We start from the raw sequence: 25,817 nt of genomic DNA, 5'->3' as shown, positions 1-25,817 counted from the left end.
ATATGAAAAAGAAGTCCCCTTTGAAGAAGATTTTATATATCGTTCTTGGCCTAATTGCAGCTGTGGCTCTCGTATCGGTCATCGGATATATGGTAAAATCCAATACCAAAGAAAGTAAAGAGTTTCTTACCCGAAAGCCCATGGTAAAAGATATGGAGGACAAAGTTATGGCAACAGGAAAAATTGTCCCCCGTGAGGAAATTGAGATTAAACCCAATATGCCTGGAATTATTGAAAAAATCATGGTAAAAGAAGGCGATAAAGTTGTGGCTGGACAATTAATAGCAACATTGAGAATCGTACCCAACGTTGCCGAAGTAAACAACGCACAGCAACAGGTTGCCAATGCCAATTTGCAAATCAACAATGCGCGCTCTAACCTTGCCAATCAGCAACAACAGTTTGCGATGCAACAAAAATTGTTCAATCAAGGGGTTATTTCGAAGCAAGAATTTTTAACTGCTCAGCAAGCGCTTTACAACATGCAACAATCGGTTAAAAATGCGCAACAACAACTGGCAACAGCACAAAAAGGCTTGCAAATTGCAAGAACTGGGGTTACTCCAGAATTGCAAAGCATGGCGACGACACAGATTCGTTCTAAAGCAACCGGAACGATTTTGGAAGTTCCTGTAAAAGCGGGAAGCCAAGTTATTGAAGCCAACTCGTTCAACGCGGGAACAACGATTGCATCCGTAGCTGACTTGAATTCCTTGATTTTTGAAGGTAAAATTGATGAAGCACAAGCAGGAAAAATTAAAGAAGGAATGAACATGAACATCGTGATTGGAGCCCTTCAGAACAAAAATTTCCCAGGAAAAGTAACGATGATTGCCCCTAAAGGAACCGACGAAAATGGAACCATTAAATTTCCGATTGAAGGGGATGTGATGAACCCAAGCAACGAATACATTCGTGCGGGATTTTCAGCAAACGGGGAGATTGTTTTGAGTTCGCAAAAAAATGCCTTATTACTAGACGAATCCTTGATTCAGTATGAAAAGCAAGGCGGAAAAGACAAAGCTTTTGTAGAAGTAAAACAAAAAGATGGGAACTTCAAAAAAGCCTATGTAAAACTTGGAGCTAGCGACGGAATCAACGTTCAGATCATTTCTGGATTAGATAAAAATGCTGATGTCAAAGTTTGGAATCCTTCGGATAAAGACAAAAAAGAATTGAAGGAACAAAAATAACATCCGAAAAATCGGTGTCAACAAAATAAAAAAGGAGATCTTAATGATCTCCTTTATCTTTGGTCATCAACCAACCGATATTCAGAAATAAAAGCAGCAATACAAGAGTAACTCGTACGGCGGTTCGTAAATCTTTACTTCGGTAATCGTCAACATGTAATTTTGCAATTTCAGAAAGCTGTTCACTTTCTACCGTGTAGTTATTCACATTCACAATCTGGTCCATACTTTTATTGGGCACAAATTGAGCAGAGAAATACGATAGATTTTTCCCTAAATAACCGACAACCCAGTATTCATTAGAATTGGCCATTTTCAAATAATTAATTCGATAATGATCGGTTCTGATTTTTCCTAAATGCTCGGTTTGATAGACTTTCTCACCATCCTTCTTTTCCACCGTGATAATGTAAAAATCCAAAGGTTGTGGCAACTCATTAATTAACTGCAAACCAATGGCATTTTTCATAAACTTGTCTAAACTTTTTTCAACAAACCAATACGTGAAAAAAGCGACGCCCAACACCACTGTAAGGATACGAAATGAATAAATGATACGCTTAAGCGGCCCCTTTTTGTACAAAGAGAGAAACAGCGAAAGACATAATAATATGAGTAGAATAAATAAAATAAACCCCATAGACACCGCAAATATACTTATAATCTTGGAATCACACTTCTACATTCCATTCTTTATAGAATTGATCTAGAAAACCAAGCATATACTGGTGGCGTTCTTCGGCTAATTTCTTACCGGTTTCGGTATTCATTAAATCTTTCAGCAACAGCAATTTTTCATAGAAATGATTGATTGTTGTTCCGTTCGACTTTTTATATTCCTCTTTATCCATATTCAATTTTGGTTGAATTTCAGGATCATACATTAAATTATTTTTGAAGCCTCCAAAGTTGAATGTTCGCGCAATCCCAATCGCCCCAATAGCGTCCAAACGATCGGCATCTTGCACAATTTGAAGTTCCAAACTCGGTTGCGTTGGCGCTTCGCCTCTATTTTTAAAAGAAATATTCTGAATCACATAAAGCACTTGCTGAATAACATCCGCATCAACATTATTCTCCGTTAAAAAACGTTCGGAAATTTCCAATGCCAACGTCTCATTCCCATTGTGAAATTTAGGATCGGCAATATCATGTAACAAAGCGGCTAAAGCCACCACTTGAGTATTCGCGTTTTCTTTCTCACCAATATGTTCAGCGAGCCTCCAAACGCGCTCTATATGATACCAATCGTGCCCAGTTTCTGCACCTTCAAGCTCTTTTTTAACAAAATCAACTGTTGTTTTTATGATGTCTACCATTCCGTTTCATTTAAAATAATGTTCCACAATTTTTTATTGTATTTCCTAAAGAAATTAATATGTCCAATTTTTTTCGCTTCGGATTCCGAAACCAATATTTTTCTGTAGGTAGGTTTCATATTCGGGTAGGTTTCTTCTAACAAAGCGTGAACACCTTTATCCGTCACCCAAGCATCGTCCTCCATCGAAAGTACCAATACGTTTTGCCTCAGTTCCTTCGAAATATCCAAGGTTTGCTCCAATAATTTATTGGTTGATTTCTTATTTAAAATCAGTGTTCTCCAATCAAAAGCACTTCCTTTGGGTAAACTTTCGCCCAACCCAAATCGATGGGCTGGAAAATAGCCAAACATCTGTGTTGAAATCGGTTGTAAAAGTCCAAAACCGACGTAGGCTTCCATTCGGGTTTTCCATTTCAAATTAGAAACATGCGCTTTTTGAGTCGCCACAAAAACAAATTCTTCAAATAGATGAGAATCGACATTCATCCCGAGGATTAAAGCTCCCAAAGAATGCCCCAAATAGTATTTGTGCATTTCGGGAAAATGATTCCGAATATAAAATGTTATCGCCCGATAATCCACACTTCCCCAAAGTCGCATGCTGGCTTCAAAACCTTTCATTTTCTTTGGTTTTGACAATCCAATTCCACGATAGTCGAAAGTCAACACGGTAAAACCCTGATCCGCCATAAACTGCGCAAATCCAAAATAAATATGCTGTTTAACTCCTGTAGCTCCACCAATAAGTAGAAAACATTTGTTGGAAAGTTGAGGTTCGAAAAGCGTTGTGTGCAAAGGATACTGATCCTCCGTATGTATGATTATTGACTGCATGTAGTGAAATATCCAATCAAATTTATCCAAAAAATAAGCTCATACGCCGAAAATTGAAATTCGACACATAGAATCTTCTTTTACTGAAAGTCTTTTAAGAAAGGTAAGCCTTTTTGTGAACCACGAACTTTAGCGACTTTAAGAGACACTTCGTTGCCGAATTTTACACATTCGTCAATTTCATTTCCATGACAATACGCAATGCTGAAGCCTGAAGTGAACGCATCGCCCATCCCCATTTTATTTGCAAATCCCACTTCATCATTTCGGTAGTAGCGCATTTCGCTTCCATTAAAATACGTGGTTGAATTGTTATCACGAACAAATAATTTATTTGGAAACTTTTTAAGGACAGCGTCTTTTTCTTGATCTTTAAAAATCACCTCCAATTCATTGCTTTTTGCTACAATAAAATCGGCATTTTCAATCACATATTCCGGTAATTGTGTTGCAGGGGCGGCATAAAGCATGACTTTTTTATTGTTTAATTTGGCTAGTTGAATCGTATGCACCACCACATCCATTGGGATTTCCAACTGAACTAAAACCATATCCGTTGTATTGAACAAACGCTCTGCGTGATCAATATGAGCGGGTTTCAAATAATAATTAGCCGCTGGAACCACGACGATAGCATTTTCACCGTGCGAAGCTGTTACATAAGCCGAACCTGTAGATTCTGTTTCCGACTCCACCACAAAACCAACATTCACGCCCTCATCAATTAGATTACGCATTATTTGTTGACCATGCGGATCCATCCCGACGCTTCCAATAAAATAAACGCTTCCGCCCAAACGAGCTGTTCCCACCGCCTGATTGGCGCCTTTTCCTCCAAAAAAACTTTCGCATTTCTGAGCCATAACAGTATGACCTTGATACGGAAAGGTTTCCGTATTCAGAACCAAATCAATGGAAGAACTTCCTACTACTAAAATCTTGGGTTGCTCACTGGTGAATTTCATAATTCAAATTGGCTTTTGGACAAATATAAGGTATTTTGGTATTTGAAAAAACAGGATTATTCCGCTGAAATTTCGATAAATTCATTAATAATTTTCACGGGTTGATGGTCTTTATCAAACCCGACATAACTTGCATAAAACCCTTCACCATACCCCGTTTCGAATGCAAAAAGATTGCCTTCTTTTTCCTCATTTGGTTTTAAAAATGCAAATTGATCAATCGCACCGTTTGCATCAAAAAAATGATCGTGGAAAAATTCTTCATAGATTCCCATAAAATCACTTCCCTTTCTTCGATACAAATGCTGTTCCAGCCAATTTAATTCTTCTTGAGCCAATGAGTCCATCCAAGCACCCATACCACTTTCAACAGGATAGCCAAAAGTTTCTCCTTCCGCTAAATCATCCACATTTTGACCTTCTGTCGTTGCTAATTGCCAATCAACAACAGGATTCGTGTTAAAACGAATTTCAACATAGGCGATGCAGTTGGTTTCTCTCTCTTTATGGATGGTTACAGGAAATTTACCCAAAGGAAACTGTGTTTTGAACGCTTTCATATCGTGCGTAATCAACGGGTCACAAGCGATCAATTTACCGCTGTTAATAACTAAATCTCCAACTTGAAAAGACTCTATCGCTGGGTTTTCTACAAAATCTTTCGTAAATAATTTCTTTATAGTTTCTGGGTAGTGCATGACTTTAAAATTAGGAATAAAGGTAAAGAAAAAGACTAAAAAACAAACGTTCATTAGTCTTTTCCGATGATGATTTTATATGTTTTTATAGAGATTTTAGCTTTTCTTCCAGAATAGCAATTTTCTCTTCGGTATCTTTTTGTTTTTTACGTTCTACATCAACTACATTGGCTGGTGCTCCGCTTACAAACTTCTCGTTCGATAGTTTTTTCTGAACCGAAATTAAAAATCCTTTCAAATACGAGAGTTCTTCTTCCGTTTTCTTCTTTTCTTCTTCCAAATCTAAACTTTCGCTTAGCGGAATAGAAACTTCCGTTGCTCCCACCAAAAACGTAAAGCTCGGCTTGTCGGTTTTCGTATTGAAATTAATCGTTTCCACATTTGCAAGCTTCGTAATAACCGCTTGGTTTGCAAATGCAGCCGCATTGGTAAATGCTTCAACGACTTCTCTCGGTGAAATCCCTTTGCTTTGTCTGTAATTACGAACTCCAGAAATAATTTCCTTAGCTGTTTCAAAATTATCAATCGCAGCCACATCAAACGTTGATGAAGGCATTTGTTGCGTTATAATCAACGCTTCCTCGGTAGTTCTCGGAGCAATATGTTGCCAAAGTTCTTCAGTTAAGAACGGCATAAATGGATGTAATAATTTCAGTAATTCACCGAAATAATCCATTGTTTTTTGATATACTTCTGTAGAAATAGCTTCACCATAATTAGGCTTCACCGCTTCTAAATACCAAGAACAGAAGTCGTCCCAAATTAGTTTATAAATCAAATGCAACGCATCCGAAATTCTAAATTTCTCAAATTGGTCGTTGATTTCCGCAATTGTTTTATTCAGTTGATTTCCGAACCATTCAATCGTTTGAAGTTCGGCTTCATTCGGTGCTTTTTCTTCTTGCTTCCAACTTTGCGTCAATTTGAAGGCATTCCAAATTTTGGTAGCGAAGTTTCTTCCTTGAAGCATTAAATCTTCATCAAAAAGCAAGTCGTTTCCAGCCGCCGAACTCAACAAAATCCCAACACGAACACTATCGGCTCCGTATTTTTCAATCAATTCTAACGGATCTGGAGAGTTCCCTAAAGATTTGGACATTTTACGACGTTGCTTATCACGCACAATTCCTGTAAAATACACGTTTTTGAACGGCACTTCGCCACGGAATTCCAATCCCGCCATAATCATACGAGCCACCCAGAAGAAAATAATATCCGGTCCCGTAACCAAATCCGCTGTTGGATAGTAATACGAAATGTCTTTATTTTCTGGATCTAACATTCCATCAAACACAGACATTGGCCATAACCATGATGAAAACCACGTATCTAACGCATCTTCATCTTGAGTCAAATTGGAGAGTTCAAGATTTGGATTTTGCGATTTTTCTTTCGCTAAAATTAAAGCCTCTTCAATTGTTTCGGCAACAACGAAATCATTTTCACCAATTCCATAATAAAACGCTGGAATCTGTTGTCCCCACCAAAGTTGACGAGAAATATTCCAATCGCGGATGTTTTCCATCCAATATTTATAGGTATTCTTGAATTTGTCTGGGTAAAAACTTACCTCATCGTTCATCACGACATCCAAAGCAGGTTTTGCAATATCTGCCATTTTCAAGAACCATTGTTGCGAAATTTTAGGCTCGATAACCGCACCTGTACGCTCAGAAGTTCCTACTTTATTTACGTAATCTTCTGCCTTCAACAAAAGACCTTTTTCTTCTAATTCTTTTACGATTTGCTTACGAACATCAAATCTGTTTTGTCCTGCATAATGCAATCCATGCTCGTTCAAATTGGCATCATCATCCATCGAATCAATCATCGGAAGTTGATGTCTCTGTCCGATTTCATAGTCATTGGTATCGTGAGCCGGCGTAATTTTCAACGCTCCTGTTCCGAATTCAATATCAACATATTCGTCTTCAATAATAGGAATCACACGATTTGCGATAGGTACAATTACTTTTTGACCTTTCAAATGCGTGTAACGTTCATCATTAGGGTTAACACAAACTGCAGTATCACCAAAAATAGTTTCAGGACGCGTTGTAGCAACCGTTAAGAACTCTTCACTTCCTTCAATTTGATATTTCAAATAGAACAATTTTCCGTTTTGCTCTTTGAAAATAACTTCTTCATCAGAAATATTGGTTTTCGCTTCGGGATCCCAGTTTACCATTCGGTAGCCACGATAAATCAAACCTTTATTATATAAATCAACAAAGCTTTTAATTACTTGTTGCGACAATTTATCTTCTAAAGTAAAACGCGTACGATCCCAATCACAAGAACATCCTAGCTTTTTCAATTGCTCTAAAATGGTTCCACCATATTGGTTCGTCCAATCCCAAGCGTGTTTCAAAAACTCCTCTCTTGTAATATCCGATTTGTTGATTCCTTCTGACTTCAGCTTCGCAACCACTTTCGCCTCTGTTGCAATAGAAGCGTGGTCTGTCCCCGGAACCCAGCATGCATTAAACCCACGCATACGAGCTCTTCTGACCAAAACATCCTGAATTGTATTGTTTAACATATGCCCCATATGCAAGATTCCCGTCACGTTTGGTGGTGGAATAACAATAGTATAAGGCGGTCTGTTATCGGGCGTCGAATGGAAAAATTTGTTCTCCATCCAGTACTCATACCACTTCTGTTCGGTTTCTTTTGGACTGTATTTGTCTGAAATCGTCATAATTCAATTTTTGGCTTACTATTTGCAAAAATAGTCTAACTAAAAAATTAAAACAAAGTTTTAGAATTATTTTTAACTTTGTACCCTTAAAACAAGTTTAAATATCAATTTAAAAACCGAACAGATATGAAAAAAATGATTGCAGGATTAGCCTTAGTTGGTTTCGCAGCTTTAGCTTCTGCTCAAACTATAACATTTGATAAAACAATTATCGATTACGGAAAAGTAAAACAAGGAAGCGATGGTAACCGCGTTTTTACTGTAACAAATACAGGTGATAAGCCATTAATTATCTCTAACGTAACATCTACATGCGGATGTACGATTCCACAATGGAATAAAGAGCCTATCTTACCTGGAAAATCAGGAAAAATTACCGTTCATTACAATACGGAATTATTAGAACCGAATGGTTTCCAGAAAATGGTAGAAGTTTATTCGAACGATGATAAAAATAGCCGTTCTGTTGTACACATTAAAGGTATTGTAGAACCGGCAGCTAAAAAATAAGACGATACAAAAATAATGTCTTCGAAATCATCCTTTTTTAAGGATGATTTTTTTATTTTTAATACTTGAAAACCTGAATTATGGAAAATTACAACTTCAAAAAACTATTCCGTGCTGAAAGCAATTTTGATATCTCAAAAGCCAATACCGAGTTTAAATCTAAATTAAAAAAAGAAGATGGTGAAAAGCTTTTGGTAGAATTAAAAGAAGAACTAAAGGCGTTGCAAGAAAAATTGTATGCTGATGGAAGCCAAGCCTTGCTTATCGTCATTCAAGCGATGGATGCGGCGGGAAAAGATTCTTTAATAGAACATGTTTTTGGAGGAGTTAATCCGCAAGGTTGTGAGGTTCATAGTTTTAAAACACCCAATTCCAGCGAGTACGAACATGATTTCCTGTGGCGTCACTATATTGCGCTGCCCGAAAAAGGAAAAATTGGAATTTTCAATCGCAGTCACTACGAAAGTGTTTTGGTTTGTAAAGTGCATCCAGAATACAATCTTAGCGAAAAAACATGGAAAAAAGTTTCCGATTTTGATGATAAATTTTGGAATACTAGATATGAATCCATTCAGAATTTTGAAAAACATCTAACTCAAAATGGAACGACGGTTATTAAATTCTTTTTGAATGTTTCCCAAGACGAACAAAAGCAGCGTTTCTTAGATCGAATTAATGAAAAAGATAAAAATTGGAAGTTTTCTTCAGGCGACCTTAAAGAACGTGCCCTTTGGAAAGACTATATGAAAGCCTACGAAAAAGCAATTCGCGAAACGAATACCGATAATGCGCCTTGGTACGTACTTCCTGCGGATCAAAAATGGCTTTCAAGATTATCGGCGATCCAAATTATTATTGATACATTAAAAGGAATGGATTTGAAATTCCCAGTTCTTTCAACTGATGAAGAAAAAGAGCTAGAAGCAGCCAGAGAACAGCTTTCACAAGACTCGTGAAACTTGTAGATTCTTTTCTCTATTTTATCGTTTGTTGGTGTATATTCCTCATCGTAGGAATCGTCATCTCAAGCATTGGCAACTGGATTATCCCTGATTTTGCATGGAAATTATTTGTCAATATTTTACCAATCATCATCTTTATTTTGGTGTACTTTCTAATTTGGAAATTCATTTTGGAAAAGAAATTTCCATTTTTCAGCTGGCGTGATTTTACCGTTCCGCTTCAAGATAAAATTTGGATTCCGATACTCTTTTTGGTGATTGGAATTCAAATTTTTGTGCAACCTTTTCTCGATGTTTATCATGATATACGATTTCCTGATATTCCTAATTTCAAAGGAAGTCCAGGTGTAAAATTCGATTCTGAATTTATCATGACGTTAATTCCAACCTTGATTATTGCTCCTATTTTTGAAGAACTCCTTTTTCGAAAAGTATTTTTTAGACAAATGCTGAAGGAAAATACCTTGATGACTTCCCTTCTTGTTTCGTCATTTTACTTTTCGTTAATTCACCTTCCGATGGCGAATAAGTTAGTCTCCACATTTTTGGTTGGATGTACTTCCGCATTGATTTATTACAGAACAGGGAAAATCATGTATTCCATCCTCTTTCATTTTGTAAACAACCTTTTTGCCCTTATTGGTCAGTTTTACTTAGTTGATCTTTGGAATACGTTCTACGACTTGAAATACAACCTTTGGTATTGGTTGATTTTTGGATTGGGTACACTACTTTTCCTAGTTGCAGCCCAAATTTTTTGGAGGAATACAGAAAAAACACGAGAAAATCTATAAGCCGGATTCTGTATTTTGGACAAGCCAAAATGCCTGTTATTTATCTACGTCCTGCATTGCTACAGGACTTGAGCTGATTACCCCTCGGTATTCGAAACGAGCCGCTTCTATTTTGGCGAACCAAAAACCCGATATACTTATCATTGCTCCGCATAGAGTTTACCTGGTTTCACTACAGCCGAACTGTACTTGCTTTCTGTTGCACTTGTCCTCGCCTCGCGACGGACGGATGTTATCCGCTATGCTACTCTTTGGAGTCCGGACTTTCCTACCCTCTTCGAAAAGAGAATCAACAGGCCGAAATTCTCGTGAGGTGCAAAGATAAAGCATTCTGGCGCAAAATAAATCATCGTCATAAAAAAACCGCTTCAAAAGAAGCGGTTGTATTAGTTTTCATCGTTACCTGGCGGATCTAGAAATACTTCTAGCAAACCATCTGGGAGATGCATTTTGATTTGTTTTTTCTCACGATCAACCTCATCAATCCAATCTTTAATAATTGGAATTATAACGTCTTTATCGTTCAAATTCAACACAAAATAATGTTGGGCTGTTTGGTCATTTACTTCCTTAATTCTTCCGCAGCTTCGTCCTTGTTCATCAACAATTTCAAAAGCTTTAATTTCATGATAATAAAACTGCTTTCCTGTTAAAACCGGCAACGTATCTAGTGGCAGAAAAACATTTTTTCCAACCGTTTGATCAACCATCGCTTCGGATGCATTTTTGAAAGTTAGAATTTTATCTTCTCTATGCCATTGTTGTTTTTCAACAAAAAACGGAACCAAAAGACCATTAACTTCCACCAAGATAGAACCCAACTTGTTGTAAAGTTCTGGTTGGTCGGTGTCTAACTTCAAAATAACATTTCCTTGCAAACCATGACGGCGCGTAATTTTTCCTAAGAAATAGCAATCTTCTTTTTTCATGAAATCGAATAAAAGGGTGTAATAACAAAGATATAAAAAGCAAAGACGCGAATAATCGCGTCTTTCACTAAGTCTTAATTTTCTATCTAATTAAGCTTCTGCTTCTGGAGTTTCTCCAGCTTCTGCAGACTCTTCATTGATAACTTCTGTAACTTCTTCTGTTGCTTCAGCAGTTTCTTCTGCAACATCAGCAGCTTGAGCGTCAGCTTCTGCTTTTGCAGCTGCTGCGATTCTCGCTTCGTTTACTTTTTGTTCAGCTTCGAAAGCTGCTTTTTTAGCATCCCATTTTGCCGTAGCCAAACCTTCAACTTTACCTTGTACTTTAGCATCTTTAGCCTCAACCCAAGCAGTGAATCTCTTCTCAGCTTCAGCTTCGTCAAAAGCACCTTTAGCAACACCACCTTGAAGGTGTTTTTTGTACAATGCTCCTTTGTAAGAAAGAATTGCTCTAGCCGTATCAGTAGGCTGCGCACCGTTGTTTAACCACTTTACTGCAGAATCAACGTTTAATTCAATTGTTGCAGGATTTGTAATTGGGTTGTAGATTCCGATTTTTTCGATGAATTTACCATCTCTTTTCGCTCTTGAATCTGCTACTACAATGTGGAAAAACGGTTTTCCTTTTTTACCGTGTCTTTGTAATCTAATTTTTACTGACATATAATTTTGATTTTTGGGAACTCGTCCCGGTTAATTATTAAGGCTGCAAAGATAAGATTAAATTTTTATTTAACAATCTCATCGATGCCATTTTATGAAAAAAAATGCGTGTCAATTTCTATTTTTTAATAGAATCCAAGAATGAAATTGCATTTTCACGCCTGAATGCGGTTCTATCCACTCTAAAATATACCAATACGTGCCACTAGGAAGTGGTCGTTTCAAGTCACTTTTTCCGTCCCAAACAAAAGAATTTTCTTTGGCTTGAAATACCTCCTTCCCAAATCGGTCGAACACCAAAAAACGAACGTCTTTTTTAATTTTCAAACCAGAAAAATCAAGATGATCGTTTATTCCATCATCGTTAGGTGTAATTGCGTTTATCAAATTGAGATTCAAAAACTCTGCAGAAACGACTTCACATTTCATTTGATTTCGCACATAAGCTTTATGAATTCCGTATGCTAAATTGGTGAAAACGGGAGATGAAAACCAATGAACACCATCCAAAGAATATTCGTAAGCTGAAGAACCACCTTCTACGGATATGGTTGCTGTATTATTTTTAACTTTAATATCTGTAATTATCAAACTAGATTCGGCTAAAACTTCAACATGCTGCCGATAACTGCAGTTTCCAACAAAAAGATCGACCCAATATTTCCCAACCGCAAGGTCGCCTGAACTAGCCGTTTTACTTCCATTACTCCATGCGTATGCGGAATAACCTGCACCTGCATCTAAAGTCGTTGTGGCACTTGGGCAAATCACCACATCTTTTAAGATTTCGGATTTTCTGCTTTGATTAAACGTAACACTTACATGCGTGATTTCATCGCAACCGGAAGCGTCTTTCCATCGAAAATAAAAATCAGAATCTGCCGTAATTGTTTGATTTTCTGAAATCGAAGTTCCATTCATTCTTGCTTCAGCTGGAGATGTATAATATTTCACTTGGGAATAATTGGCGATTTGTTTTGCTAAATCAAATAAATTAACATCCTCTTTCCCACTCAAATCTGAATCACAAATATCAAAATGATGTTGCAAATCCACCAACAATCTTGGTTTAATCTTAAAATGAATAATCCCAAAAGCGGATGGACAACCATTTTTACTTTTCACCTCAACTTGAACATCCGTATCTTGAGAAAATGACCAAGAATTAGGAAGAATTTGACTAGGATCTGCAACAAGTGTATAAATCACATTAAAATCAGAACTGTTCTGAACTATTGTCGACGTAATCGCTGCAAACTGAACTGGAATTTTTCCATCAAAATCGTCATCGCAAAATTCTGAATTAAATAACGCGACATTCACATTTGGAATAGGGAAAAATGATAATTTCACTTCCGTCACCGCTTCGCATCCATCAATTAATTTTACCCAAGCATACACTGTTTTTTCAGCAGACGTGTATGCAGTGGGATTTGAAATTTCGGTTCCTGAAATATGATTTTCGGCTGCAACTCGAGTTTCGTAAAAGTGAATTTGATCGATGGCATCGTCAGTAAGTTTCGCATTTAACAAATTGAATATTCCTAAACCATTTGTAGAACAAGCTTTCAACTCGTCGGTTTTTAAAACCAAAGGATTTCGAATAACATCGATTGAGCCGACTTGAAAACAATGCGTTTTTAAACTTTGAATTCGATAATAATACTTTTTAGATTCAATGGTAGTTATTCCGGTTAATCTGTTTTGATCATAACTCGCATCTTCATTAGAATTGTAATAATAGACTTCAAAATCCGGATTATTATTTAAAATTCTCGCATCAAAAGTTGAAAAATCTAGCGTGGAATTGATATTGCAGATTTCAACTGAACTTGGAACTCCAAAAGCTTTTGGTGCCGTTCCAAAAGGATCTTCCAAATTTGCGGTCCCGGTCCAATTTAGCTTAAATGAACTATCTCCGATTGGCCGATCAATCAACAAAAAATAGGATTCGCCAGCAACAACATTTAAAGATTTAATATAATTGTCGCCGTCAGAGCCTGGACCTTCAGAAAAATCGCCATCAGGCTCTGAATCTCTCATTCCGGTATGATTGTTCGCCGCGCCAGATTGTTTTGGATTGGTCGTAGAACAACGAATGGCTGAGCCAAAGTTGCTGCATGACACGTTGGGACCAAAAATCCAAAAATCATAATCAACATTAATATCAGAGCTATCGGGAATTAAATCAAAACCCAAAGTTCCAGAAGTTTTTACGGTAAAGCGAATCCATAGTGAATTGTTCTCCGTTCCGTTACAAACATTGTAATAATTCAGCTCTTGAACTCCACTCCCTGCTGGGTTCAATGAAATTGTTTGATTGCCACAAATCTGAATAAAATTAACACAGTCAGTCGCTTCACGTTGCCCAAAAAGTGATAATGAAATAAAACTACATAAAAGAATAAAAATCCGAATCAAAGGCAACTAGTTTTTACGATCGTTACTAAAGCATTCCCATATAAAACAATCCCAAACACTTTTGGTTTTCTTCTAACTTTAAAGAATGTTGAAGATGATTAACCAAAGCGGGAGAACTCCAATAACAGCCTACTCTATTTGCCGTACATGTTAAATACATATTTTGCACAGCCATGGCTGTTGCTGCAATTTCTTCCCATTCGGGAACCAAACCACTAAACTCACAAACGATGGAAATAACCACATTTGCTTTTCCTATTTTGAAGCCAATATCCTGATATTTCTTTTCTAAAAAAGTCTGCGGAGATGTTATCGATTTATAGATAGTTTGCAGCTCTCCTCCCAACTTATTTTTGTCTTCGTTACGGAAAACTTTGAAGCGCCACGGTCTTGTTTTTTTGTGATTGGGAGCCAAAACAGACGCATTAAGAACCTCATCTAAAATATGTTCGGGAATCGGTTGATCGGTATAATCTTTTGGAAAGACACTACGTCTTTCTTCGATAATATGTTTTAAAACTTTAGCATTTTCCATAGCGTAAAAATACAAATTGAAATCGGGTATTTCCCAATTATTTTTTAGTGATTACATACTGAACGGCAGGTCTACCATCCAGTTCAATTTCTTTTGAAAATACGAGACCGCATTTCTTCAAAACCATTATAGAAGCATGATTATCTTTCATTGCACGACCAATGATTTCGTTTAAATTCAATGAATTAAAACCATAGTCAACACTAGCTTTAGCCGTTTCAGTCGCGATCCCTTGATTCCAAAATTCTTCAAAAATTCGAAAACCGACATCTACTTCCTTGGTTTCTGGATGAAATTTCAAACCACACCAACCGACAAATTCTAGAGTTTCTTTCGAAATAATCGCCCATCTTCCAAAACCAAATTTTTGATATTCTTGATAGTTTTGCAAAAACAAACGCGCTTCTTCCACATTCAAAAAAGGTTGATCTCCTGTAAATTTCAAAACGTTAGGATTGGAATTTAGTTGATAAAACGATTCTGCATCATTTTCGTGTATTTCTCTCAGAAAAAAGCGCTGGGTTTGAAAAACCGACTTCATAAATTAAACAATCTCTTCAATTTTTTGATGAATTTTATTCAGAATAAATTCGTCGCCAACTCGCAAGCCAAGCATTTTTTGAGCAATGGGACTTTCTTGCGAAATCGCATAAAAACGATCACCTTCAAAGAAAAATTCACCCAAAGAAACCGAAATATAAAATCGGGCTTTGTTCGTGATCACCAAAGAACCTAAATTAATTTTATCAAATTCCTTATTCAATACTTTTGTCATGGATTTTTGCATCTCATAAAAACCTGCCAACTGCTTCTGTAACTGATAAATTTCTTCTTGCGCTTCTTCTCGTATGCTATCGTATTTGGGTGTTTTTTTGATATCTCGACTCGCTTCAACGGTAAATTCGATGAAGTTTTCCAATTTTTCAATTTTATCTGAAATTAATTGGAGAACGTAGTTTCGCAAATCTTTTTTATCAACAACTCGGTGATTCATAAAATAAAAATAGTAAAAAGTTCAATTAATGCCAATTTTAAAGCATCACGAAACAAAAAAAGCCTTCCAAATTATGAAAGGCTTTTTTTGATTCGATTTATTTTATTTTTCTGAAATCTCTTTCAGTTTGTTTAGACCTTTTCCGTAGGAATCGTCCATTTGGCTATCCATCATGATACTCATTAAGTTCATTGGGTAATCCAAATCACAATCTAAAGTCCACGTTACTTCCGTTTGATTTCCTTTTGGTTTCAACAAAACTTCCGAAGTCGCTGTGCTTTCAAAAGGTTTTTTAAACGTCATTTCTGTTTTTTGTCTTTCGTTAGGTACCAATTCCAGAATTTTCTGGCAACCTTCGCCGACATTTTCGTTCCCTACCCAACAATATTGGTCACCTATTTGGCCTTGAGTTCCTTGATAGCTTAATTTCAAATTCGGGTCAAGATCCATCCAAGGATTCCATTCATTGATTCCTTTTGTAGAACTAATTTTCTCGTAAATTTTCTCAGGGGTTGCATTAATTGTAATTGTTTTTTCAAAATGATATTGCTTACCAATTGCAAACATCACAATAGCCAAAACCAAGACAATTCCCACCAAAAATAAAAGGATAAGACGTAATGCTCTTTTCATAGTTTCGTTTTTTAGTTGTACAAATATATACTATTTACTAAATACTAATTACACTCGATTTCGTTTCAAACATTACCAACTTTTGCTTACAATTGAGCATTGAAAATGGTGTTTTTGAGAAAAATATTCAGAATCCCATCCGAGCACATTTTTTTATATTTGTACATCATTAAAAATCGTAACTAAAATCATCCCGATGGACGTAAAAAGAATATTTGATATCCCCTACTATTCCCATAAAAAATACAATAAAGAAGTTTATGTAAGTGACAAACGAAATGGCGAATGGGTGGGTATTTCTACAGAAGAATACTTGAAAACCATCAATCAGCTTTCAAGAGCTTTATTGAAATATGGATTAAAAAAGGGAGATAAAATTGGTTTAATATCAACCAATAATCGAGTAGAATGGTGCTTTTTTGACCACGCAGCTCTGCAAATTGGTTTGGTAACGGTTCCAATTTACCCTTCGATTTCGGATATGGATTGTGTTTATAATTTGAATAATTCGGATACGAAAGTTTGTTTTGTTTCGGATGAAAAACTGTTTATTAAAATTCATTCTATCCAAAAGAACCTTCCTCAACTTCAAGATATTTTCACATTTGATCAAGTAAGCGGAGCCAAAAACTGGAAAACACTTCTAGAAATGGGTGAAAGCGAAGATAATCAACCCGAAGTTGATGCCTTGAAAGATAGTATTTCCGAAGACGAATTGGTTTCTATTATTTACACTTCCGGAACGACAGGAACACCTAAAGGTGTGATGCTGACGCATAAAAACATCATTTCCGACGTGATTGGATGCTATGATATTGTTCCGAGTAAAAAACCTGAAAATAAAGCCTTAAGTTTTCTTCCGCTTTGCCACGTTTACGAAAGAATGATTTTGTACATTTTCACGATGAGTGGAATCTCCATATATTTTGCTGAAAACACGGATAAACTAAGTGAAAATCTTCTCGAAGTACAACCAGAATATCTAACCGTTGTTCCGAGAATAGTAGAAAAAGTATACGACAAAATTTATCAAAAAGGAACTTCTGGAGGTGGTTTCAAAGCAAAAATTTTCCTTTGGTCACTAAAAATTGCAGAAAGCTATAAGTTAGGAGCACCAAAATCCTTACTTCACGAAGTAGCTGACAAATTGGTTTTCTCGAAATGGAGAGCGGGTTTGGGCGGAAATATTATCACCTTAGTTTCCGGGTCAGCGGCTTTGAGTCAGAAACTCAATATCATGTTTCAAGCAGCAGGAATTCCAATTTTGGAAGGTTATGGATTAACCGAAACATCGCCGGTCATTGCAGTGAATAGTTTTGAACACATGAAAATTGGCTCTGTTGGTCGCCCAATCCCAAATGTTGATGTAAAAATTCAAGAAGATGGCGAAATCACCGTAAAAGGTCCAATTGTCACTCAAGGATATTATAAAAATCCAGAAATGACGAAGGAAGCATTTACGGAAGATGGTTATTTCAAAACCGGTGATATTGGACATTTGGACTCGGATAATTTCCTTTTCATCACCGATCGTAAGAAAGAAATGTTCAAAACATCGGGTGGAAAATACGTTTCTCCACAAATGATTGAAAATTTGGCTAGAGCATCGCAATTTATTGAGCAAATTATGGTGGTTGGTGAAGGCGAAAAAATGCCAGCAGCACTTATTCAACCTGATTTTTCTTATGCTAAAGAATGGGCATCGAAAAATAACGTCAATCTTGGTTCTAGCGAGGAAGAAATTGCTAATAACCCCGAACTAAAAAAAGCCATTCTAGCGGAGATTGAGCACGTCAACAAAAACTTAGGACATTGGGAGCAAATAAAAACTATCGAACTCACGCCTGAGGTTTGGAGCGAACAAAACGGACTATTAACGCCGACTTTAAAACTCAAAAGAAAAATTATCAAAGAGAAGTTCCGGAAGCTTTATGAAAAGCTTTACAACAGATAAAATGAAGCGAAATCTAATTGATTTCGCTTTTTGATTTCTTAAATTTATCATTAAAAAGAAATTCCACCATACCGAATAAAACTCCCCACCAACAAAAAACCAACGCCTAAAATAGTCACTGAAATCACATGAAAGGCCATCAATGGAATTGTTTTAGCAGAAAGTTTGGGTAAAACAAGAAAGTTAGCACTCAACGCAAACAAAATGGTTACGAGAAGAAAACCCAATTTTATGGAAATCGCCGTTTCCAAAGGATTGGAAAAATGAAACCAATCATCCCATTTAATCCCGAATTGATACGACATCCAAACGCCCGTAATCACCATAACAAGCAAAGCTGGAATTCCGATTTCCTCATATTTCCGTTCAAAATTGAGGAGAATTTCGGGATCTTTTTTCTTCAAAACTTCGGGCAAAATTCCGATGGACAGAATCAAATGTCCACCCACCCAAATGCATGCGCCTAACAAGTGAAATATTAAAAGTAAATGGTGCGACATTCTTGATATTTTAATTCAAATTTAACATTCTTTCACTTCCTACACATTATAACTGACAATTTTCATGGCGTCTTTTCCGGCTGTCACTAGTCGCTTTTTGCAATGTAGCTTCGGCTCCGCTCAGCCACCTTGACAAAAGAGCTCCAACATGCCGTTCCATCCGGGACGCAATTTTGTCACAATTTCAAGATTTGGCTTTATCTTTGAGATATATATATATAAGAACCGAGATTCAAAATATCAGATTTAAAACTTGAAACATTAGATTTAAGATAAAAAACATTCCGTCATTTCGAGTAGCGAAGCGTATCGAGAAGTCGCAATAAAAACTTCTCGATACAAAATTCTTTCAGAATTTTACTCGAAGCGACGAAGGAAACTTTAAACATTAAACAATAAACAGTAAATACATTGTACTTTGTACACAATACATTAATACAAATTTTATGAACATACTTACTCAAAACTTCAATACGCCTTATCATACACCACCTTTTGAAAACATCAAAAACGAAGATTATCTTCCTGCTTTCAAAGAATTAATTTCAGAATCGGAGAAAGAAATTGATGAAATTATCAACAATCCAGAAGATGCAACTTTCTCAAATACAATCGAAGCTTTAGCTTATTCAGGTGAGAAATTGGATGTGGTTTCGAATATTTTTTTCAACCTAAATTCTGCAGAAACCAGCGACGAACTTCAACAAATTGCGCAAGAAGTTTCACCACTTTTAACAGAATATTCTTCTAAAATATCGCAGAACGAAGCGCTTTTCAATAGAATTAAAAAAGTGTATGATGAAATGAGTTTACGAAATCCATCTGACCAAAAAGAAAATCAAAATTCTTCAGATGAAAAATCAAAATACAATCTCAACGAAGAGCAACAAATGCTTTTGGATGAAACCTACAAAGGCTTTGTAAGAAGCGGCGCTTTACTCAACGATTCGGATAAAGAAAAGTTGAAGCAAATCAATATGGATTTATCGGTGAAGTCACTTCAATTCGGACAAAATGCGCTTGCGGCAACCAATGCGTATTTCAAGCATATCTCCAACAAAGAAGATTTGGCAGGAATTCCCGATGCAATTTTGGAGCAATACGCTGAAGAAGCCAAAGAACGCAATTTAGAAGGTTATGTTGTGACATTGCAGTATCCAAGTTATGTTCCTTTCATGACCTATGCAGAAAATCGTGAGTTGAGAAAAGAATTGGCTTTAGCAAATGGTAAAAAATCCTTTGATGGTGGTGAATTTGACAATCAAAATCTTATCAAAGAAATCATTTCGTTAAAACAACAAAAAGCAGAACTGTTAGGATATAAAAACTATGCAGATTACGTTCTGGAAGAGCGAATGGCAAAATCTCCAACTAAAGTTTTAGATTTCTTAAATGAGCTTCTTACCAAAGCAAAACCTTACGCCGAAAAAGAAATCGAAGAATTAAAAGCTTTAGCAAAAGCCGACGGAATCGAAGATATGCAAGGTTATGATCATTCTTTCTACGCTGAAAAATTACGCAAAGCAAAATATGATTTCAATGATGAAGAATTAAAACCTTATTTCCCTTTAAATCAAGTTCAGGACGCCGTTTTTGGACTAGCACATCAACTTTTCGGATTGGAATTTAAAGAAATCAACAACATCCAAAAATATCATGCGGATGTTAAAACTTATGAAGTGTACGAGGTTGACAATAGCGCTTCGACTCCGCTCAGCGACCAACAACCAGCAACCGACAACCGACAGCTTAAAGCTATTCTGTATACCGACTATTTCCCACGAAAAGGCAAACGTGCCGGCGCATGGATGACGAGTTATAAAAATCAATTCACGAAAGATGGCGAAAATTCTCGTCCGCATATTTCCATCGTTTGTAATTTCAGCAAACCGACGAAAGACACGCCAAGTTTGTTGACTTTCCAAGAAGTGACCACACTTTTCCATGAATTTGGACACGCAATTCACGGAATGTTAGCCAATACGCAATATCCAAATCTTTCGGGAACCTCTGTAAAATGGGATTTTGTAGAATTACCATCTCAGTTTTTGGAAAACTTCTGCTACGAACCAGAATTCCTAAAAACCTTTGCAAAACATTACAAAACAGGTGAAGTTTTACCCAACGATAAAATTGAAAAAATCGAACAATCCAAAAACTTTATGGAAGGTTACCAAACGCTTCGTCAATTAGGTTTTGGTTTGTTAGATATGGCATATCACACGCATCCTGAAGATGTAAATGACGTAAAATCTTTTGAAGACGCTCAAACTTCGAAAACCTCTTTATATCCTGTAAATCCAGAAACGGCGATGAGTCCGACTTTTTCGCATATTTTCCAAGGTGGATATTCGGCGGGATATTATTCGTATAAATGGGCAGAAGTTTTGGACGCAGATGCTTTCGCATATTTCAAAGAAACTGGAATTTTCAATCCTGAAACAGCAGCAAAATACAAAGTTCTATTATCATCTGGCGGAACCAAAGACCCAGTGGAATTGTACAAAGACTTCCGTGGCAGCGAGCCAAAAGTAGAAAGTCTTTTGAAAAGAGCTTTTGGGTAAATCTAAAATTAGCCGTCACTTCGAGTAGATTTTGAAAGAATCGTATCGAGAAGTTATTAAAATACTGGCTTCTCGATACGCTTCGCTACTCGAAGTGACGATTCTTACAAAACTTAACAATGCAAAACGAAGCAATTAATTACATCAATTCGCACAACCTTACCGGAATAAAAGGAGGAAAAGACCGCGAAACTTTTCTTGAAATATGGATGGTAACCGTTAACAATCGAATTTTTGCACGCTCTTGGGGATTTGCAAAAAGAAGTTGGTACAACACTTTTCTAAATGATTCTAATGGCGAAATAAAATGTGGTGACCAAGTTTTTAAAATAAAAGCCGAAATCCCAAATGATTTAGATGCTTTAAACGAAAAAATTAGTCAAGCTTATCTGGATAAATACGATTCTGGTGACAATTCTTATTACGCCAAAGGAATTACAGAACAAAACCACGTCGAAAAAACGATGGAATTTATCATTCAACAATCTTAAACTATAAACTCTCAACAAAAATGACTTGTCCTTGTTGCTCCGGAAAAACCTACGAAGAATGCTGCCAACCTTTCCACAAAGGTGATAAAACTCCACCAACAGCCGAAGCTTTGATACGTTCGCGTTTTTCTGCTTTTGCAATTCCAAATGCTGATTATCTTTGGGAAACGACACTTCCATCCAAAAGAAAATTCCATGATAAAGCCGAATTGCAAGAATGGGGCGAAATAAATACTTGGACAAAACTAGAAATCATCAGAACTCCAGCACTTAATCAAGTCGAGTTCAAAGCCTATTACACAGACCAAGATAGTAAACCTCAAGTTCATCATGAATTTTCATACTTTCAACTGATAAAAGGTCGTTGGTATTATGTTTCGGGGGATTTCGTTGAGTAAAATATGAGTTTTCAAAGTTTTGCTATATTTATCCATAATAATATAACAAAACGCTAACAAATCAATTTACTTTTGTACGGTAAATGAAAAAGTTCCTCATCATACTGCTTACTTTTTTCTACTTCGGAATGTCTTCTGGAGCGGCAATTAGTATTCATTATTGTATGGATGAACTTTCTTCGATCGGACAATCCTCCGATGAATCTTGTGGAAAATGCGGAACAAAATCTAAAAACGATTGTTGTAAAACCGAGTTCAAAGTTTTAAAAACTGATACTTCCAAAAAATCTGAACTTTTACAATTAAGTTTTGTTTCTTCGTTTGCAGAAGTTTTTACCCATCATTTTAAGTTTCCGGATATTTCTTATTCGGATTCAAAATTTCCATCAATTAAAATCAATGCACCACCCGAATCGTGGTCTGTTCCTATATTTATTCAACATTGTAATTTCCGAATTTAGAATTTGGTTGACGGTTTTTGGTTGATAGTTGTTAGCTTATAATTTAACTACTGTTCAATTTTTAAACCTAACGAGAAATCTAAAATCTAGTGTCTGTAATCTGACATCTAATATCTAAATTCAAACAAAATCTTGATTCTTGGCTCTTTGTTCTAGAATCTAAAAATCAATTACAATGAAAAAATACATTCTAACATTCGCACTTTCTATATTCGCAATCATTTCTATTTCTGCTCAAAAGACCAGTAATGCGAACATTACGAAACTTTACAATCAATATATTGAAATCAAAGATGCGTTGGCTTCTGACAAATCGGACGAAACTTCAAAAGCAGCTTTAAATTTCATTAAAACAGCAGGAACCATCGATTTAAAACTGATTTCTGAAGGTAATATCACTTCTTTAAGAAAAGACGCTACAGCGATTGCAGAAGCAAGAAGCATTCAAAAGCAAAGAGAATCTTTTTACAATCTTTCGGATAACATGATTGAAATTGCGAAGAAGTTCAAACTTTCGGATAAAAGCGTTTACGTTCAATATTGTCCGATGGCTGAAGGGAGCTGGTTGAGCAATGAAAACAAAATCGTAAATCCATATTACGGAAGCAAAATGTTGTCCTGCGGAAGCGTAAAATCTGAGATTAAAAACTAGTTTTCAACTTTTATTTAGTAAAAATGAAAAAGCTACTAATTGTAATTTTAGTATCGTTTTTTGCATTCGGATTTTCGCAAAATCATCAACATACAGAGACCAAAACCACTACAACGCAGCAAGGAAAATACGTTTGTCCGATGCATCCAGAAGTGGTTTCCGACAAACCTGGAAAATGTCCAAAGTGTGGAATGGAACTCGAGTTGGTGAAAGTTCCAAAATCTGAAAACAAACATCATGACGATTCCGATAGTGATGGCAAACTAAAACGAAATTCCGAAAACGGAAAGGTTTCGTTTGGTGGAAAGACCGTTCGATATGATTTGTATGTAAAAGACACGATCGTGAATTTCACAGGAAAAGAACGTCGTGCGATTGCCGTTAACGGAAAATTGCAAGCACCAACTTTATACTTCACAGAAGGCGATACAGCGGAAATTTATCTTCATAATCAAATGAAAGAAAAAACGGGTTTCCATTGGCATGGCGTCATTTTGCCAAATGAACAAGATGGCGTTCCGTATTTGACGACGAAGCCAGTAATGCCGGGTGAAACGCATTTGTATAAATTCAAGATTTCACAAAACGGGACTTATTGGTATCACTCACATCAAGGTGTACAAGAACAAATTGGAATGAATGGAATTTTGATTTTCAAAAAGCGTGAAGGTCAAGAATCCAGTCAAAATTATTCTGCAGAAATCCCAGTTCTTTTGGGCGAATGGAGTGATGAAAATCCAAAAAACATCATGCGTCGTCTTCACATGGGAAATACAGATTGGTATGCGGTCAAGAAAAATGCCGTGCAATCCTATTGGGAAGCCATAAAAGCGAAAAGTTTCAGAGTCAAATTGCTCAACGAGTGGAAACGCATGGAAGCGATGGATGTAAGTGACGTTTATTACGAAAAATTCTTAATTAATGGGCAACCAACTTCGGCTTATTCCAATCTTAAAGCGGGTGATAAAGTTCGATTGAGGGTAGCCAATGGCGGTTCGTCCACCTATTTTTGGTTGAATTATGGCGGCGGAAAAATTACAGTCGTCGGAAATGACGGAAATGAAGTCAATCCCGTTGTCGTTGATCGTCTAATCGTCGGCGTTTCTGAAACCTACGATATTGAAGTTACCATTCCTGAAAATAAGAGTTTTGAATTCCGCGCAACGGCGGAAGATCGATCTGGTCATGCTTCGTTGTGGTTAGGTTCGGGTGAAAAAGTAGAAGCACCCAACCTTCCTCGTTTAATGCTTTTTGAAGGTATGAAAATGATGAACGGCATGATGAAAATGAGTGGTGATATGAAGCCGATGAACATGGAAATGGGCAACCAAATGATGGATATGAATGAAGTGATGTATCCTGAACTTTCGGAAGCTCAACGAAAAGCTTCGGCGAAGCACATGAACGAAATGATGGGTGTTAAAACAAAAGAAGAGCCATCAAAACATGAAGAAATGGATCATTCTAATCATTCTGAAATGAAGATGGATGACAAGCCTGAAATCAAACGTTTGTCATACAACATGCTTTCGGCGCCCGAAATTACGGAACTTCCATCAGATAATATTAAGGAACTAAATTTCACTTTAGAAGGAAATATGTCCCATTATTTGTGGACTTTGGATAACAAAACGGTTTTGGAAACGGATAAAATTTTGGTTAAAAAGGGAGAAGTTCTGCGTATCAAAATGTATAACAACTCCATGATGCGCCACCCGATGCATTTGCATGGCCACGATTTTAGATTAATCAATTCTGAAGGTGAATACTCGCCACTGAAAAACGTAATGGACATTATGCCGATGGAAACCAACACGATAGAATTTGCGGCAAACCAAGATGGCGACTGGTTTTTTCATTGCCATATTTTGTATCACATGATGGCGGGAATGGGACGGATTTTCTCTTATGAGAACTCGGCTCCGAATCCTCAATTACCTGATAAAAAGGAAGCTTGGAAAGATTTTAAACGAGATAATTCGATGATGAGTTCGATGGCGATGTTGGACGTTTCGAGTAATCGAATTCATGCGGAAACAATGACAATGTTTGGTCCACATTGGGCAAATATTAATGAATTCCATTCGAATTGGAAGTTGGATCACTATGAAGCCAATGTAAAAGTGGGTCGTTATTTAGGAAAATTCCAATGGGCGTTGCCGTATGTGGGATTCCGAACTCAGAATAGACATTTTGAAATGGATCATCACGGAATGTTGATGAACCCTAAGAAAACGTGGTTCGGACAAAATGTAGCTCCGAAAAATAATAACGTTTTCATCGTTGGTATTCAGTACGTTTTGCCATTTTTAATTACAGCTGATGCAAGTATTGATCACAACGGAAAAGCTGTTTTGGAATTTAGTAGAGAAGATATTCCGCTTTCGAGAAGACTTCGAGGAAGTGTTTCTGTAAATTCTGACAAGGAATTTGATGCTGGACTCAACTATATCGTTAAAAAATGGCTTTCTATTTCTGGAAATTATGATTCGAAAATGGGTTGGGGAGCTGGTTTGATGTTGACGTATTAAATTCTAGTTGTAGAGTTTTGGGTTGAAGGTTTAAAGTTTTTGAGTTCCAGCGGCGGCTTCGCCGCCGCGCGAAACCTAGTTTTTGCATTATCACCAAATAAACAGATTCGGCGGCG

At 36.6% G+C, this 25,817-nt stretch carries 24 protein-coding genes, 1 other RNA gene and 1 pseudogene; 11 read left to right on the top strand and 15 right to left on the bottom strand.

From position 1 onward, the window contains the following. Window positions 1–2 precede the first annotated feature (2 nt). Entirely contained in the window at window positions 3–1,193 is a 1,191-nt protein-coding gene (locus tag AC5XHR_RS10635; RefSeq protein WP_495950770.1) for an efflux RND transporter periplasmic adaptor subunit, read from the top strand. Between the two features lie 40 nt (window positions 1,194–1,233). Here AC5XHR_RS10635 and AC5XHR_RS10630 read toward each other — a convergent pair whose 3' ends face one another. The 6 genes from AC5XHR_RS10630 to AC5XHR_RS10605 all read right to left on the bottom strand — a co-directional run bounded on the left by AC5XHR_RS10630 (window position 1,234) and on the right by AC5XHR_RS10605 (window position 7,712). Further along, complete coding sequence (locus AC5XHR_RS10630) at window positions 1,234–1,662, bottom strand: hypothetical protein (RefSeq protein WP_495950769.1); 429 nt, start codon at window positions 1,660–1,662, stop codon at window positions 1,234–1,236. A 202-nt stretch (window positions 1,663–1,864) separates the two neighbouring features. Beyond that, window positions 1,865–2,512 (bottom strand): HD domain-containing protein, encoded by a 648-nt coding sequence (locus AC5XHR_RS10625; protein ID WP_495950768.1) that lies wholly within the window; start codon window positions 2,510–2,512, stop codon window positions 1,865–1,867. After that, a complete protein-coding gene (locus tag AC5XHR_RS10620; RefSeq protein WP_495950767.1) occupies window positions 2,506–3,348 on the bottom strand; it encodes an alpha/beta hydrolase family protein in 843 nt (280 codons plus the stop codon). The genes AC5XHR_RS10625 and AC5XHR_RS10620 overlap by 7 nt, the downstream gene beginning before the upstream one ends. A gap of 80 nt (window positions 3,349–3,428) precedes the next feature. After that, window positions 3,429–4,313 carry a ribokinase gene (locus AC5XHR_RS10615; protein ID WP_495950766.1) on the bottom strand — a complete coding sequence of 295 codons (885 nt, stop codon included), beginning with the start codon at window positions 4,311–4,313 and terminating at the stop codon, window positions 3,429–3,431. Window positions 4,314–4,369: 56 nt separating this feature from the next. Then, entirely contained in the window at window positions 4,370–5,011 is a 642-nt protein-coding gene (locus AC5XHR_RS10610) for a DUF4241 domain-containing protein (RefSeq protein ID WP_495950765.1), read from the bottom strand. A gap of 85 nt (window positions 5,012–5,096) precedes the next feature. After that, window positions 5,097–7,712, bottom strand: a complete 2,616-nt coding sequence (locus AC5XHR_RS10605; RefSeq protein WP_495950764.1) for a valine--tRNA ligase — start codon at window positions 7,710–7,712, stop codon at window positions 5,097–5,099. A 126-nt stretch (window positions 7,713–7,838) separates the two neighbouring features. Here AC5XHR_RS10605 and AC5XHR_RS10600 point away from each other — a divergent pair, with 126 nt between their 5' ends. The 3 genes and pseudogenes from AC5XHR_RS10600 to AC5XHR_RS10590 all read left to right on the top strand — a co-directional run. Next, a complete protein-coding gene (locus AC5XHR_RS10600; protein WP_495950763.1) occupies window positions 7,839–8,222 on the top strand; it encodes a DUF1573 domain-containing protein in 384 nt (127 codons plus the stop codon). Window positions 8,223–8,302: 80 nt separating this feature from the next. Continuing rightward, on the top strand, window positions 8,303–9,178 hold the full coding sequence (locus AC5XHR_RS10595) for a PPK2 family polyphosphate kinase (protein WP_495950762.1): 876 nt from the start codon (window positions 8,303–8,305) through the stop codon (window positions 9,176–9,178). Window positions 9,179–9,555: 377 nt separating this feature from the next. Continuing rightward, window positions 9,556–9,756 (top strand): annotated as a pseudogene (locus AC5XHR_RS10590) (CPBP family intramembrane glutamic endopeptidase); the annotation flags it as partial. Window positions 9,757–9,959: 203 nt separating this feature from the next. On the opposite strand, the gene rnpB reads toward AC5XHR_RS10590, so the two are convergent. The 8 genes from rnpB to AC5XHR_RS10550 form a co-directional block, all read right to left on the bottom strand. Continuing rightward, window positions 9,960–10,287, bottom strand: an RNA gene (gene rnpB / locus AC5XHR_RS10585) — RNase P RNA component class A. Window positions 10,288–10,364: 77 nt separating this feature from the next. Further along, a complete protein-coding gene (gene rimM / locus AC5XHR_RS10580; protein ID WP_495950761.1) occupies window positions 10,365–10,907 on the bottom strand; it encodes a ribosome maturation factor RimM in 543 nt (180 codons plus the stop codon). Between the two features lie 90 nt (window positions 10,908–10,997). Further along, on the bottom strand, window positions 10,998–11,567 hold the full coding sequence (locus AC5XHR_RS10575) for a 30S ribosomal protein S16 (protein ID WP_495950760.1): 570 nt from the start codon (window positions 11,565–11,567) through the stop codon (window positions 10,998–11,000). Between the two features lie 111 nt (window positions 11,568–11,678). Further along, the gene (locus AC5XHR_RS10570; protein ID WP_495950759.1) at window positions 11,679–13,874 is read right to left on the bottom strand and encodes an FIDD domain-containing protein; all 2,196 of its coding nucleotides are present in this window, start codon (window positions 13,872–13,874) and stop codon (window positions 11,679–11,681) included. Between the two features lie 139 nt (window positions 13,875–14,013). Continuing rightward, on the bottom strand, window positions 14,014–14,523 hold the full coding sequence (locus AC5XHR_RS10565) for a nitroreductase family protein (RefSeq protein WP_495950758.1): 510 nt from the start codon (window positions 14,521–14,523) through the stop codon (window positions 14,014–14,016). Between the two features lie 37 nt (window positions 14,524–14,560). Beyond that, entirely contained in the window at window positions 14,561–15,064 is a 504-nt protein-coding gene (locus AC5XHR_RS10560) for a GNAT family N-acetyltransferase (protein ID WP_495950757.1), read from the bottom strand. A gap of 3 nt (window positions 15,065–15,067) precedes the next feature. Then, a complete protein-coding gene (locus AC5XHR_RS10555) occupies window positions 15,068–15,517 on the bottom strand; it encodes a hypothetical protein (protein ID WP_495950756.1) in 450 nt (149 codons plus the stop codon). Between the two features lie 102 nt (window positions 15,518–15,619). Continuing rightward, window positions 15,620–16,150, bottom strand: a complete 531-nt coding sequence (locus AC5XHR_RS10550) for an SRPBCC family protein (RefSeq protein WP_495950755.1) — start codon at window positions 16,148–16,150, stop codon at window positions 15,620–15,622. A gap of 196 nt (window positions 16,151–16,346) precedes the next feature. Here AC5XHR_RS10550 and AC5XHR_RS10545 point away from each other — a divergent pair, with 196 nt between their 5' ends. After that, window positions 16,347–18,104: an AMP-dependent synthetase/ligase gene (locus AC5XHR_RS10545; protein WP_495950754.1), complete on the top strand. Its 1,758-nt coding sequence runs from the start codon at window positions 16,347–16,349 to the stop codon at window positions 18,102–18,104. A 50-nt stretch (window positions 18,105–18,154) separates the two neighbouring features. Here AC5XHR_RS10545 and AC5XHR_RS10540 read toward each other — a convergent pair whose 3' ends face one another. Further along, a complete protein-coding gene (locus tag AC5XHR_RS10540) occupies window positions 18,155–18,604 on the bottom strand; it encodes a copper resistance protein CopD (RefSeq protein WP_495950753.1) in 450 nt (149 codons plus the stop codon). 446 nt (window positions 18,605–19,050) lie between these two features. On the opposite strand from AC5XHR_RS10540, the gene AC5XHR_RS10535 reads away from it, so the two are divergent. The 6 genes from AC5XHR_RS10535 (at window position 19,051) to AC5XHR_RS10510 (ending at window position 25,701) form a co-directional block, all read left to right on the top strand. After that, on the top strand, window positions 19,051–21,168 hold the full coding sequence (locus AC5XHR_RS10535; protein WP_495950752.1) for a M3 family metallopeptidase: 2,118 nt from the start codon (window positions 19,051–19,053) through the stop codon (window positions 21,166–21,168). Between the two features lie 119 nt (window positions 21,169–21,287). Next, complete coding sequence (locus tag AC5XHR_RS10530) at window positions 21,288–21,659, top strand: DUF2255 family protein (protein ID WP_495950751.1); 372 nt, start codon at window positions 21,288–21,290, stop codon at window positions 21,657–21,659. Between the two features lie 20 nt (window positions 21,660–21,679). Next, window positions 21,680–22,057, top strand: coding sequence for a YchJ family protein (locus tag AC5XHR_RS10525; protein ID WP_495950750.1), 378 nt, complete (start codon window positions 21,680–21,682; stop codon window positions 22,055–22,057). 83 nt (window positions 22,058–22,140) lie between these two features. Next, complete coding sequence (locus tag AC5XHR_RS10520; protein ID WP_495950749.1) at window positions 22,141–22,518, top strand: HYC_CC_PP family protein; 378 nt, start codon at window positions 22,141–22,143, stop codon at window positions 22,516–22,518. A gap of 175 nt (window positions 22,519–22,693) precedes the next feature. Continuing rightward, complete coding sequence (locus AC5XHR_RS10515; RefSeq protein ID WP_495950748.1) at window positions 22,694–23,170, top strand: DUF3347 domain-containing protein; 477 nt, start codon at window positions 22,694–22,696, stop codon at window positions 23,168–23,170. Between the two features lie 23 nt (window positions 23,171–23,193). Further along, window positions 23,194–25,701 (top strand): multicopper oxidase domain-containing protein, encoded by a 2,508-nt coding sequence (locus AC5XHR_RS10510; protein WP_495950747.1) that lies wholly within the window; start codon window positions 23,194–23,196, stop codon window positions 25,699–25,701. Window positions 25,702–25,817: the final 116 nt, after the last annotated feature.

It is taken from the genome of Kaistella sp. CFF1-2 (assembly GCF_059509915.1).
Note: the sequence above shows the minus strand (reverse complement) of the source record. Positions and strands in the feature narration are given on the sequence as shown.